Below are 12,677 nucleotides of genomic sequence, written 5' to 3'. Positions count from 1 at the left end.
GTAGACCCTTTATTGATGATACCTTCTTACTCCTTAGCGCAGGTCTTTGGAATTTCCATCTCAGAACAGCGTAAAATTTACTTCAATCACCGAAACACCCTTATTTCACTATTAAGCAACACGCTTATTAGACGAAAATAGCTATCACTCATTAATTGTGATATTTAATGATATTCAGCAAACTATTAGAGATGGTAATAAAAGTTATTTGCATAGTTATCGCGATGTTTTTAAAAATAGTATGGAAAAATTCCAGAAAATTAGTGGCTTACTTTCCGAAGTCAGTAACTATGTTAACGAAAGCTCAAAAGATAACTTTATCACTCTTAAACAGCAAAAAATATTGGATGATTTCCAACAATTGAAAACTAAATTATCGCAAGAGCCCGAGGGGATCATCTATCAACAAGAAATTAAATTTATTCAACATGCGGATGGAGATTATCAAAAAGTTGGCGATGACAGCGATGTACGTTACACCGAAGCACAAGCATTGGCACTGATGCAAAGCTATCGCCAATCATTTGAACAAAAAGTTACTGGCACTTTGATTGAAGCACCCAATTTGGATCAAATCAATGCCAATAGTTTAACCCAAGGTATTACAATTAAAATTAAAATTGATATAAAGCCACTAGAACGTGTTATAAAAGTAGTGAAAAATCTGCAACAACCAACCAAAGATAATCTTGAGATCTCCCAGGCTCGTTTCAATCTGATTAATACCGCCATTGATACCACTAAAAAAGATTATCAAGCCATGCTAGATGAAATGTCACAACGCTATAATGCCGCCAATGCTAACTTCGTTAAAATTTAAAGCAGTACCATCAATGCTATGTTGGATAGTGCCAAAAGTTTTTTACGTTAATCCCTTACCAGCTTTCATTTAAATAATAAAGAGTAGTGTGTTATGGCTACTCTTTTATCGATTCAATATTAACCACTATAAGAATTAGATTTTTGTGCTGTCAATAAAACATTAGAAAATAGTTTTGTAGCTTATATTCACAATTTTTCTATAATTATAGAGTTATATTATATAATACGTTTAGCATCGATAACATAATCTATTTTTTCCTTCTGCCTGATGAAGGCGTTAATGAAGAATTAAGTATTTATCAGGCGATTGTTTATAAAAATTTATTGATACTGGTTTATTAAGAATGCAACTATTTTACCTAAAATTCTTTTCAGCCTTGACACTATTTTTATCGCTCACTGGTTGCTCGTCATCGACAACAGAAACAAAGCTTCCTTCAGCCAAAACTTCATCAATTTCACCAACAGCACTAGAAATTCTTAATCGTCATCAACCCGCTACAGAAAAAACCCCTGATTTGGTTGATCGTTTTGCTAGCCAAATTTTTGCTGAAACAAATCCACAAGGGATGGCAATCGTTGTCATCGATAATGATCAGATAGTGACCCGCTATTACGGTGAAACTGCACCTGGAGCTCGACAAAAGCCGGGCCCTAATTCACTGATCCGCATTGCTTCATTAACCAAACTAATGACCAGTGAAGTGATGATCAAATTAGAAGCGGATAAAAAATTACGTATTACTGATCCCCTACAAAACTACAGCTATTTCGGTACTCATATTCCTATTTATCATGGCAAACAGCCTATTCGATTATATCACCTAGCGAGTCATACCAGTGGTTTACCAAGAGAGCAACCTGGCGGTAAAATCGGCCGGCCGGTATTTGTTTGGCCAACCCAATCAAACCGTTGGACATGGCTCAAAAAGGCAAAAATTAAATGCTTACCAGGAACCAAAGCTGCTTATTCTAATCTGGCTTATGATCTATTAGCCGATGCCTTGGCAAAAGCGGTAGGAAAATCTTATAAGCAACTATTTGCCGAAAAAATTACCTTACCAGCCGAAATGTATGATACCACCTTTACACCAACTACCAATCAATGTTCTCGCCTAATGGTCGGTTATAAATCCAGTCCATGTATTAGTACCTTAGCTGCCGCTGGTAGTGGAGGGGTTTATTCAACGCCAGCTGATATGCAAAGATGGATGCAACAATTTCTGTCAACCCATACGCAAGTAAGTAAACAAACGGTTCAACGTGAACAAGCGATCTATTTTGCTCGCGATATGCTTACCGACATTAAAGGTATGGACGTCGCTGGCCATGCCGATGGTATTGGCCTTGGATGGGTTTATATGAATCCTCGCGATGGCATTCCTGGCATCTATCAAAAAACGGGTGGCGGTGGTGGTTTTAATACCTATATGACCATGATCCCACAACAACGTATTGGTATATTTGCCATGATTTCACGCAAAAAAGGCAGTAAATTTAGTCGGTTAACCGAAGGAGTTAATGATTTAACTGCCGCGTTAACCATAAATCACAATAACAATCCTTTCCAGCCAACCAAACAAGATTTTGCGGCAAATCTGGTCAAAAAACTGCTAGAAAGCCCTGATCATGGTTAAGCCAAATAATAAGAAATAAATTTTTTATCAGCATGGTAGCGCATTGAAAATATACCTAACCATGCTGTCAAAACTAATTATTGGCGTCGCATTAATAATAAAATGCTAAATCCCAGAAATAATACACTAGGTAACATTGCTGCTATCAGAGGAGGAACACCATAGACTAAACTTAGGTTACCAAAGCCCTCATTTAGCAGATAGAAAATAAATCCCCCTGAGATACCGATCAATACCCTTACCCCCATTGCGACACTACGCAGCGGGCCAAAAATAAATGATAGTGCCATTAACATCATAACAGCGACAGAAAGTGGTGACAGGATTTTCTTCCACATACTTAGTTGATAGACTGATGCTTCTTGCCCGCTCTCCTTGAGATATTTAACATATTTATACAGGCCCCTTATTGCTAACGAATCAGGTTCCAGAGAAACTACCCCTAATTTTTCTGGGCTTAGGTTGGTTTTCCAATCCATCAATAAACTCTGAGAGCCAGTAATTTTCTCTTCATTGTTAATCAATGACTTATCTACTTGTGACAATTGCCACTGGTGAGTATCAGAATTATAGCGACCTGAAGCGGCAAAAATGACCGCTTGCAGTTTTTTCTGCGCATCAAATTGGTAGATAGAAATTTCTTTTATGTCATTTTGATCGATAACGCGCTGAATATGAATAAAATTATTACCATCTTTAGCCCATAATCCACGATCTGTCACCATTAACGATCGACCGACAATTTTTTCAGCCCGATAGTTACGTGCCCACTGCTCTGCTGCAGGCGCAACCCATTCACCAATAACCATCGTCAAAATCACTAAAGGGATCGCGGTCTTCATCACTGACATCGAAACCTGTAAGCGAGAAAAACCAGCCGCCTGCATCACTACCAATTCACTACGAGTTGCCAGGGTTCCTAATCCAAGTAATGCGCCTAACAGTGCTGCCATCGGAAAAAATACTTCAATATCTCTCGGAACGGTTAATAAAGTAAAAATTCCGGCACTCCAGGTGGTATAGTCGCCATCACCAACTTTTCTTAATTGCTCAACAAATTTAATAATGCCCGATAATGAAACCAACATAAAAAGGGTCATTAGGATCGAGGAGAGAATAGTACGCCCAATATATTTATCTAATACACCAAACATCAGGCGACTCCTTTAAAGAACTTAGCACGTATTCGACGCATCGAAACGGTATCCCAAATATTCAATATGATAGCTAATAGCAAAAAAGCCCCATTAACTAGCCACATTGTTATTCTGGGATCAATTTCACCTTTCTCAGCATTAGAGTGCAGGGTACTTTGTAATAAAAAGAAAATTGAATAAAGCAACATCGCAGGTAACATACTTAAGACTCGTCCTTGTCTGGGATTAACTTCACTTAGTGGCACAACCATCAAGGCCATAATAAGTACCGAAACGACTAATGTTAAGCGCCAGTGAAATTCTGATTTTAATTCAACATCTGTAGCACGCCACAATTGCAACATATCCTTTTGCTCGATTTTATCGCCTGTAACTGCGGTTTCTTTATGATCGATTACCGCCTGATAATCTTTAAAATCCGTTATACGAAAATCACGTAATAGTGCTGTACCTTCATAGCGGGTTCCCTTATCTAATACCACAATTTGATTACCGTTTTGATCCTCTCGGATACGTCCACTTTCTGCAATCACCACGGAAGGACGTTGGTTATTAACCGGGCGTAATTGCGCCATAAAAACATCAGTAAAATTTTTGCCTTTTACATCACTAATATAAAGAACAATATTTTGATCCTTAGTGGTTTTAAATTGTCCCTCAACCATACTGGCCAAACCAGGATTGACTTTCGCATCAGCCAATGCTTGCTCTTGATATTTTGCCGACCAGGGTAACATCCAGGCTACATTTATTGCCGCAACCAGAGCGGTAAACAATGCCAAAATTAAAGCCGCTGTCACTAATACCCGTTTACCTAAGCCACAGGCATGCATGACAGTAATTTCACTATCAATATAGAGTTTGCTGTAGGTCATTAACAGACCGAGAAACAGACTTAATGGCAAAATCAATTGTGCCATTTCAGGAATTCCAAGCCCCAGAAGAGGAAAGACTAAATCGGAAGGAATATTTCCCTGAACCGCTGAACTTAATATATTGATTGTTTTTTGACTAAAAAAAATTAAAATCAGGATAAAAAGTATTGCAACTTGACTTTTCAGCGTTTCCTTAACTAAGTATCGAATTATAATCACACTAATTACACCTGTGAAAATTTGTTTTTTGCAGCAAAATAGCTAACTTCGTCGTATAGTTACAGTTATGTACAATATTTTGGTTTTCTTAATGGTTACAATGTATCATGATGATAAATGCAGCATTAACTATTCGATCACCAAACAGAATATGTTTAATCGTTACCTATTACTATCCGTAAACCATTCGGTTAGTTTAACATAAAGCAGCTATTTCATAAGGTAAATTTATACTGTTCGTTAATTTTAGTGATAGTATTAATCTTTGTCTTCAAAATTCAGGAGAATGCATGGAGTTTAGTGTAAAAAGCGGTAGCCCAGAGAAACAGCGTAGCGCCTGTATTATTGTTGGGGTATTTGAACCTCGCCGCTTATCCCCTATAGCCGAACAACTGGATACGATCAGTGACGGCTATATCAGTGCCTTACTACGCCGCGGAGAACTGGAAGGTAAAGTTGGCCAAATGCTATTACTTCACCATGTTCCTAATATATTATCTGAACGCATTCTGTTAGTTGGATGCGGTAAAGAACGTGAACTCGATGAGCGTCAATATAAACAGATTATCCAAAAAACAATTAATATCTTGAATGAAACTGGCTCAATGGAAGCCGTCTGCTTTCTAACTGAATTGCATGTAAAAAGCCGCAATAATTATTGGAAAGTTCGCCAGGCAGTAGAAACTGCGAAAGAAACATTATATGTATTTAACCAACTGAAAAGCAATAAGAGCGAGCCACGACGGCCATTACGTAAAATTGTCTTTAATGTGCCAACACGCCGTGATTTACCTAATGGCGAGCGCGCTATTCAACACGGCCTGGCTGTCGCACTGGGTATAAAGTCAACCAAAGATCTGGCTAATATGCCGCCCAATATTTGCAATGCAGCCTATTTAGCCTCACAAGCACGTCAATTAGCCGATGATTATGAAAATCTTACCACCAAAGTGATCGGCGAAGAACAAATGAAAGAACTGGCGATGAATGCCTATTTAGCCGTAGGCCAAGGCTCACAAAACGAATCGCTAATGTCGATTATGCAGTATAAAGGAAGTGACGATCCAACAGCTAAACCAATTGTGTTGGTCGGTAAAGGATTAACTTTTGACTCTGGTGGAATTTCTATTAAACCATCCGATGGCATGGATGAAATGAAATACGATATGTGTGGAGCCGCAACTGTTTATGGCGTTATGCGCTTTGTTGCTGAACTAAAACTGCCGATTAACGTCACCGCAGTGTTGGCCGGCTGTGAAAACATGCCGAGCGGTAAAGCTTATCGCCCTGGTGATATTTTAACCACCATGTCAGGGCAGACAGTAGAAGTCCTTAATACTGATGCGGAAGGAAGATTGGTTCTTTGTGACACACTAACTTATGTAGAACGTTTTGATCCTGATGTGGTAATTGATGTTGCAACTTTAACCGGAGCCTGTATTATTGCACTTGGTAATCACTATAGTGGATTAATGTCAAACCATAATCCCTTAGCACATGAATTACTGAATGCCGCTAAACAAGCAGGCGATAAAGCATGGCGACTACCTCTAGCTGAAGAGTTCTCTGAGCAGTTAGAATCAAATTTTGCAGATCTTGCCAATATAGGCGGCCGTTCTGGTGGTGCAATTATCGCTGGCTGTTTCCTAGAACATTTTGCTACTAAATATCACTGGGCACATTTAGATATTGCAGGAACAGCTTGGCAATCAGGAAAAGCAAAAGGAGCAACAGGCCGTCCGGTAGCTTTACTTGCTCAATTTCTGTTAAATCGTGCTTATATAAACTGTGACGAGTAATCGCACCAGTGAATTTATAATAGGGTGTTGTAAGCAATACCCTTTTTCTATAATAGTAATGCGATGAAAAAAGCAACTTTCTATTTAATAGCACAGCTATCTTCACAAGCAGAACTTGAAAGTCATGAATGGTTAGCCTGTCAGCTAGCAGCAGAAAACTGGCGGATGGGTAAACGTGTTTTAATTGCTTGTGAGGATCAAATACAAGCCGAAAAATTGGATGAAATACTTTGGCAAAGAGAACCTTATCAATTTGTCCCACACAATTTAGCCGGTGAGGGCCCTCGCTATGGCGCGCCGGTTGAGCTTTGTTGGCCAACAAAACGTGGTAGCTCAGCAAGAGATATATTGATAAATCTACAATCAACATTTGCAAACTTTGCCACAGCCTTCCATGAATTGATAGACTTTGTACCCATTGATGAAAATTTGAAACAGTTGGCACGTGAAAGATACAAAACTTATCGCAGTATGGGTTTTAATTTGATCATGGCACCACCTCCAACCACTTAATAAATAACGAAGCAAGATGGAAAAGAAACCCGCAAATCAAACTCAGTCTGAGCCATCACTCGACAAAACTTATCAGCCAGCTGCAATTGAACAACCTTTATATGCACACTGGGAAAAAAACGGCTACTTTGCACCACACGGTGATAACAGCAAAGAGAGTTTTTGTATCGTGATCCCGCCGCCTAATGTCACGGGTAACCTGCATATGGGGCATGCTTTTCAGCAAACGATCATGGATACCTTAATTCGCTACCAGCGCATGCAAGGAAAAAATACCCTATGGCAAAGTGGCACAGATCACGCGGGGATCGCCACTCAAATGGTTGTTGAGCGCAAAATTGCTGCTGAAGAGAATAAAACTCGTCATGACTATGGCAGAGAAGCGTTTATTGAAAAAATTTGGCAATGGAAAGCCGAGTCTGGCGGTAATATTTCTCAGCAAATGCGACGACTGGGTGACTCTGTTGATTGGCAACGTGAACGCTTTACCATGGATGAAGGCCTCTCGAAAGCAGTAAAAGAAGCATTTATTTGGCTCTATCAAGATGATCTTATTTATCGCGGTAAACGATTAGTTAACTGGGATCCTAAGCTACATACCGCAATTTCCGATTTAGAAGTTGAAAATCGAGAAGTTAACGGTTTTATGTGGCATTTACGTTATCCCCTTGCTGATGGGATAAAAACTGCCGAAGGCCAAGATTATCTGGTCGTTGCCACGACTCGACCAGAAACCATGCTTGGTGATACGGGTGTTGCAGTTAATCCCGCTGATCCGCGCTATAAGGATTTAATCGGCAAACAAATTATGCTGCCATTGGTTAATCGCCGTATTCCTATCGTCGGTGATGAACACGCCGATATGGAAAAAGGCACCGGCTGTGTGAAGATCACACCAGCACACGATTTTAACGACTATGAAGTGGGAAAACGTCATCAGTTGCCAATGATCAATATTTTCGATTTCAATGGCCATATCCGCCAACAAGCTGAAGTATTCGACAACGCAGGCAACCCTAGCACTATTTATACCACAACAATCCCTGCAAACTATCAGGGAATAGAACGTTTTGCTGCCCGTAAAGCGATGGTCAGCGAATTAGAAAAATTAGGATTATTAGTTGCCGTAAAACCGCATCAACTTACCATCCCTTATGGCGATCGTGGCGGTGTTGTTATTGAACCCATGCTGACAGATCAATGGTATGTTCGTACCCTACCATTAGCAGAGCAAGCGATTGCGGCGGTAAAAGATGGCCGTATTCAGTTTGTTCCTAAACAGTATGAGAATATGTATTTTTCCTGGATGCAGGATATTCAAGATTGGTGTATTTCACGCCAATTATGGTGGGGACATAGAATACCCGCCTGGTATGATAAAGACGGTAACGTCTATGTCGGACATGACGAAGAGGAAGTTCGTCGAGAGAACAACCTCAGCGCTGATATTAGCCTACATCAAGATGAAGATGTATTAGATACCTGGTTCTCTTCTGGTCTGTGGACCTTTTCAACATTAGGCTGGCCAGAAAATAGCGAGGCGTTAAAAACTTTCCATCCAACGGATGTGTTGGTTAGTGGCTTTGATATTATCTTTTTCTGGATAGCCCGCATGATCATGCTGACGATGTATTTCATCAAAGATGAAAATGGCCAAGGGCAAATTCCTTTTAAAACCGTCTATATGACAGGCCTGATCCGCGATGAAGAAGGGCAAAAAATGTCAAAATCCAAAGGCAATGTCATCGATCCATTGGATATGATCGATGGTATCTCGCTGGAAGATTTACTGACAAAACGTACTGGCAATATGATGCAACCCCAATTAGCCGAAAAAATTGCTAAACGTACCCGTAAAGAATATCCACAAGGCATCGAAGCGCATGGTACTGACGCTTTACGCTTTACGCTTGCAGCATTAGCATCGACCGGGCGAGACATCAATTGGGATATGAAACGTCTTACTGGTTATCGCAATTTTTGTAATAAACTTTGGAATGCCAGTCGTTATGTCCTGATGAATACAGAAGGTCTAGATTGTGGTCAGCATGGTGGGGAAATGACTTTTTCGCTGGCTGATCGCTGGATCATGGCAGAATTTAACCAAACGGTAAAATTGTATCGTGAAGCACTGGATACTTATCGCTTTGATATCGCTGCCAATATTTTGTATGAATTTACCTGGAATCAGTTCTGCGATTGGTACTTAGAACTGTCTAAGCCGGCTATCCATAAGGGAAATGAGGCAGAAATTCGTGCCACACGTTATACCTTGATTGAAATACTGGAAAGCCTATTACGACTGGCACATCCTATTATTCCATTTATTACCGAGACGATTTGGCAACGGGTGAAAGTGATTAAAGGTATCCAACAAGACACTATCATGTTAAAGCCTTTCCCAATCTTTGAACCAGCCAAAGTTGATGAAGAGGCGCGTTATGATCTGGAATGGATCAAAGAACTGATTATTGCCATACGTAACATTCGGGCAGAAATGAATATCTCACCTGGTAAGCCATTAGATCTGCTACTACGCGGTGCTAATCATGCAACCAAACGGCGTATTACAGAAAATCTGAATTTTATTCAAGCAATGGCCCGCCTTAGTTCTATTACTATTTTGGATGAACAGCAACCAACACCACTTGCTGTAACTAAACTGATAGATGGCGCAGAAGTGTTGATTCCAATGGCAGATTTAGTCGATAAAGATACCGAACTAGCGCGGCTAGATAAAGAGCTGGATAAATTAACCAAAGAGATAGCGGCGATTGAAAACAAATTAGCTAACGATAGTTTTGTCGGCCGAGCGCCTGCTGCTGTTGTTGAAAAAGAGCGTGAGCGCCTGGCGGGACATTTAGCAGCAAAACAAAAACTGACTAATCAAAAAGTCACTATTAGCTCACTTTAAATAAGAAACAACACTGCTACCTTATATAGCAGTGTTGTTAGCTGACAAACTTACTCTAACCACCCTACTTACACAACTCAATATGCATCATCAGCTGATTTATAATCCCTGTCCTTTCTATTCTAACAATTTGATTCTAGTGTAATGCCTTCGGTTCGACGTCCTTTTCTTCCGCATCATCATAATTAGGATCTTCAAAGAAAGTACCCCAACCATCGTAGTTAATGCCAATTTTCTCAGTTAACATCATCAATTGTACTACTTGCTTATCAATTAATTCTGCATCAAGCGCGCTATCTCGATAGACATCACAACACATCAGTACTGTACCATCTTCAATTTCTAGTTCTTCAGCATCATGCACTTCATAACCCAATTTAAATGCCACTATTGCCGCTTTTTCCAATAACTTAAAGTCTTTGGCCGAAAAGTGATGTTCTATTTCATACAAAGCATTCGGATCACTACCATCTTCCAATAATTCTTCGATGATTGAATGCGTTTCTGCTCGCTGCTCTGCAACTGCTTTTTGCTCCAGTAACAAATTTTCTGTGGAAATTTGCTGTTCTGATAATGCTTTTTTAAACGACGTCAACTCTTCAGCTGAAAGGTACTGCTCTATTTCATAAAACACATTAGGATCACTGCTATCCGTCGCTACATTTTCAACATCCAAACGGGTATCTGCGTGCTGCTCTCCTAGTACTTTTTTATTAACCATGTCGCGCTCCCTCTATTAATATGACAGTAACTTTTGCATTCTCCCATAGCCAACGAAGGAGAGCTACTATTACAACAAAGAAATTTATATTCAGATTGATTTGGATTTTTTATGATCATGATTTGAATATAAGTTCAATATAAAAAAATAAGTAAAATTACCGAGTTCTGTTTAATAAAAAGCAACTCGGGTATGATTATTTAAGTGAATGTCAACAAAAAATTGATTTTCGATTAGCAGATAACGAAAAATAGACCACCCATTTGATTATTGGCAGCTAAGAATTGTAGGTTTAATGTTGCCAAAATATTCCTCAGTAGGTTCAGTAACAATTATTTTGTTACCGCGCAAAAAATTTTTTCTGAATTCAATGCATTATATTTTTAACTATTTTTTTCAATTTTCTTTCTGTAATCACTTGCTATACTGACAGAGCGGCGTATAATGCGCCAAAATTTTTGTGGGAGAAGAAATGCATAACCAATGCTTAAAAGAATCAATATATGCATTGCTGCCATTGGGCTATTTAGTTATTGCATTTCCTCCTCAATTAACCCTATTTATTCAAGCCCCTCAATGAGGGGCTTTTTTTTGGCATAACAATACTTAGATATGGCACAAAGAAAGGAGGAACAACACGATGGTTAATCCGTTGTATCTTCGAGACATAATCTCGATTAATGATTTAAAGCGTGAAGATCTACTCACTGTACTTGAAGTTGCTACATCACTAAAACAACATCCCCAACCGAATCTGCTAAAACATAAAGTGATTGCCAGTTGTTTCTTTGAAGCTTCCACCCGTACACGCCTTTCATTCGAAACAGCCATTCACCGCTTAGGTGCTTCAGTGGTCGGTTTTTCCGACAGTAATAATACTTCGTTAGGTAAAAAAGGCGAAACCTTGGCAGATACGATATCGGTTATTAGCCAATATGTTGATGCCATTGTTATCCGTCATCCACAAGAGGGAGCATCACGTTTAGCGGCTCAATTTTCAGGAAAAATTCCGGTGATCAATGCTGGTAATGGTGCCAACCAACATCCTACCCAGACATTACTCGATCTATTCACCATTCAAGAGAGCCAAGGCAGCTTAAATAATTTGCATATTGCGATGGTTGGTGACCTAAAATATGGCCGAACCGTTCATTCATTAACCCAAGCATTATCGAAGTTTGATAATAATCATCTCTATTTTATTGCACCTGAAGCTTTATCGATGCCAGCTCATATCCTTCATCTGCTAGAAGAAAAAGGGGTAACTTATAGCTTACATGACAACATAGAGGCGGTCTTGCCAAAACTGGACATTCTCTATATAACTCGACTGCAAAAAGAACGTTTAGATCCTTCTGAATATGCCAATGTTAAAGCCCAATTCATTTTAAACAGCCATGAATTAGCCGTCGCTAAACCTGGCATGAAAGTTCTACATCCTCTACCACGTATGGACGAAATTACTACTGATGTTGATAAAACATCTCATGCTTACTATTTTCAGCAAGCCGGTAATGGTATTTATGCACGACAGGCACTCCTAGCACTGATCTTAAATAAAACCATTAATTTCTGAGGCATTCAATTATGGCAAATAACCATAAATTACAAGTAGAAGCAATTAGCTGTGGCACAGTTATCGACCATATTCCTGCCCAAATGGGTTTTAAATTACTTTCGTTGTTTAAATTAACGCAAACTGATCAGCGTATTACCATAGGTTTAAATCTGGCCCATTCCCAGTCGAAACGCAACAAACCCATAAAACGTTATGCAGCCATTAGATGAGCTAAAAATACTTCATTTGGAGAAAAATAGCCCAACGATTTTCGTCCCCGAGTATTAAGTATGTGCTCAAGTTCTGCAATCTCGTTGTCCGTGACTGAGTTGAAGTCCGTTCCTTTTGGGTAAAAACGGCGGATAAGTCCGTTACTGTGTTCATTTAAACCACGCTCCCATGAGTGATAAGGCCTGGCAAAGAAGACATTAGCACCGGTGATCTCAGTTATCTGTTTATGCA

General features: G+C 39.5%; 10 protein-coding genes and 1 pseudogene. 7 read left to right on the top strand and 4 right to left on the bottom strand.

Features of this window, described 5'->3' with window-relative positions:
- Positions 1 to 157: 157 nt before the first annotated feature.
- Together CBG25_RS18725 and ampH are read left to right on the top strand one after the other, a co-directional pair.
- On the top strand, positions 158 to 820 hold the full coding sequence (locus tag CBG25_RS18725) for an IpaD/SipD/SspD family type III secretion system needle tip protein (RefSeq protein WP_290608557.1): 663 nt from the start codon (positions 158 to 160) through the stop codon (positions 818 to 820).
- A gap of 346 nt (positions 821 to 1,166) precedes the next feature.
- The gene (ampH, locus tag CBG25_RS18720; RefSeq protein ID WP_290608555.1) at positions 1,167 to 2,459 is read left to right on the top strand and encodes a D-alanyl-D-alanine-carboxypeptidase/endopeptidase AmpH; all 1,293 of its coding nucleotides are present in this window, start codon (positions 1,167 to 1,169) and stop codon (positions 2,457 to 2,459) included.
- A gap of 77 nt (positions 2,460 to 2,536) precedes the next feature.
- On the opposite strand, the gene lptG is transcribed toward ampH, so the two are convergent.
- Both lptG and lptF read right to left on the bottom strand, forming a co-directional pair.
- Positions 2,537 to 3,613, bottom strand: a complete 1,077-nt coding sequence (lptG, locus tag CBG25_RS18715; protein WP_290608554.1) for an LPS export ABC transporter permease LptG — start codon at positions 3,611 to 3,613, stop codon at positions 2,537 to 2,539.
- On the bottom strand, positions 3,613 to 4,710 hold the full coding sequence (gene lptF, locus CBG25_RS18710) for an LPS export ABC transporter permease LptF (protein ID WP_290608553.1): 1,098 nt from the start codon (positions 4,708 to 4,710) through the stop codon (positions 3,613 to 3,615). Before lptF ends, lptG begins: the two co-directional genes overlap by 1 nt.
- Before the next feature lie 290 nt (positions 4,711 to 5,000).
- On the opposite strand from lptF, the gene pepA reads away from it, so the two are divergent.
- From pepA to CBG25_RS18695, 3 genes are all read left to right on the top strand, one after another.
- The gene (pepA, locus tag CBG25_RS18705) at positions 5,001 to 6,509 is read left to right on the top strand and encodes a leucyl aminopeptidase (RefSeq protein ID WP_290608552.1); all 1,509 of its coding nucleotides are present in this window, start codon (positions 5,001 to 5,003) and stop codon (positions 6,507 to 6,509) included.
- A gap of 63 nt (positions 6,510 to 6,572) precedes the next feature.
- Positions 6,573 to 7,022 (top strand): DNA polymerase III subunit chi, encoded by a 450-nt coding sequence (locus tag CBG25_RS18700; protein ID WP_290608550.1) that lies wholly within the window; start codon positions 6,573 to 6,575, stop codon positions 7,020 to 7,022.
- Between the two features lie 16 nt (positions 7,023 to 7,038).
- Positions 7,039 to 9,936: a valine--tRNA ligase gene (locus CBG25_RS18695; RefSeq protein WP_290608548.1), complete on the top strand. Its 2,898-nt coding sequence runs from the start codon at positions 7,039 to 7,041 to the stop codon at positions 9,934 to 9,936.
- 136 nt (positions 9,937 to 10,072) lie between these two features.
- On the opposite strand, the gene rraB is transcribed toward CBG25_RS18695, so the two are convergent.
- Positions 10,073 to 10,480: a ribonuclease E inhibitor RraB gene (gene rraB / locus CBG25_RS18690; RefSeq protein ID WP_032114577.1), complete on the bottom strand. Its 408-nt coding sequence runs from the start codon at positions 10,478 to 10,480 to the stop codon at positions 10,073 to 10,075.
- Positions 10,481 to 11,297: 817 nt separating this feature from the next.
- On the opposite strand from rraB, the gene pyrB reads away from it, so the two are divergent.
- Together pyrB and CBG25_RS18680 are read left to right on the top strand one after the other, a co-directional pair.
- Positions 11,298 to 12,233 (top strand): aspartate carbamoyltransferase, encoded by a 936-nt coding sequence (gene pyrB, locus CBG25_RS18685; RefSeq protein WP_290608547.1) that lies wholly within the window; start codon positions 11,298 to 11,300, stop codon positions 12,231 to 12,233.
- A gap of 11 nt (positions 12,234 to 12,244) precedes the next feature.
- A pseudogene (locus CBG25_RS18680) lies at positions 12,245 to 12,400 on the top strand (aspartate carbamoyltransferase regulatory subunit); the annotation flags it as partial.
- Positions 12,401 to 12,426: 26 nt separating this feature from the next.
- Here the strand turns inward: CBG25_RS18680 and CBG25_RS18675 are convergent.
- Positions 12,427 to 12,677 (bottom strand): IS30 family transposase (locus CBG25_RS18675; protein ID WP_290603699.1); only part of this gene is annotated, 251 nt, incomplete at its 5' end.

Origin of the sequence: Arsenophonus sp. ENCA, from assembly GCF_002287155.1 — a bacterium.
Taxonomy (GTDB): Bacteria; Pseudomonadota; Gammaproteobacteria; order Enterobacterales; family Enterobacteriaceae; genus Arsenophonus; species Arsenophonus nilaparvatae.
The sequence above is the reverse complement of the archived record's forward strand: the minus strand, read 5'-3'. Positions and strand labels throughout refer to the sequence as shown.

Bases quoted from the DNA above. Each gene is read 5' to 3' on its own strand.
- ampH (WP_290608555.1), top strand. From the start codon at position 1,167: ATGCAACTATTTTACCTAAAATTCTTTTCAGCCTTGACACTATTTTTA.
- CBG25_RS18695 (WP_290608548.1), top strand. From the start codon at position 7,039: ATGGAAAAGAAACCCGCAAATCAAACTCAGTCTGAGCCATCACTCGAC.
- pyrB (WP_290608547.1), top strand. From the start codon at position 11,298: ATGGTTAATCCGTTGTATCTTCGAGACATAATCTCGATTAATGATTTA.
- CBG25_RS18700 (WP_290608550.1), top strand. From the start codon at position 6,573: ATGAAAAAAGCAACTTTCTATTTAATAGCACAGCTATCTTCACAAGCA.
- lptG (WP_290608554.1), bottom strand. From the start codon at position 3,613: ATGTTTGGTGTATTAGATAAATATATTGGGCGTACTATTCTCTCCTCG.
- pepA (WP_290608552.1), top strand. From the start codon at position 5,001: ATGGAGTTTAGTGTAAAAAGCGGTAGCCCAGAGAAACAGCGTAGCGCC.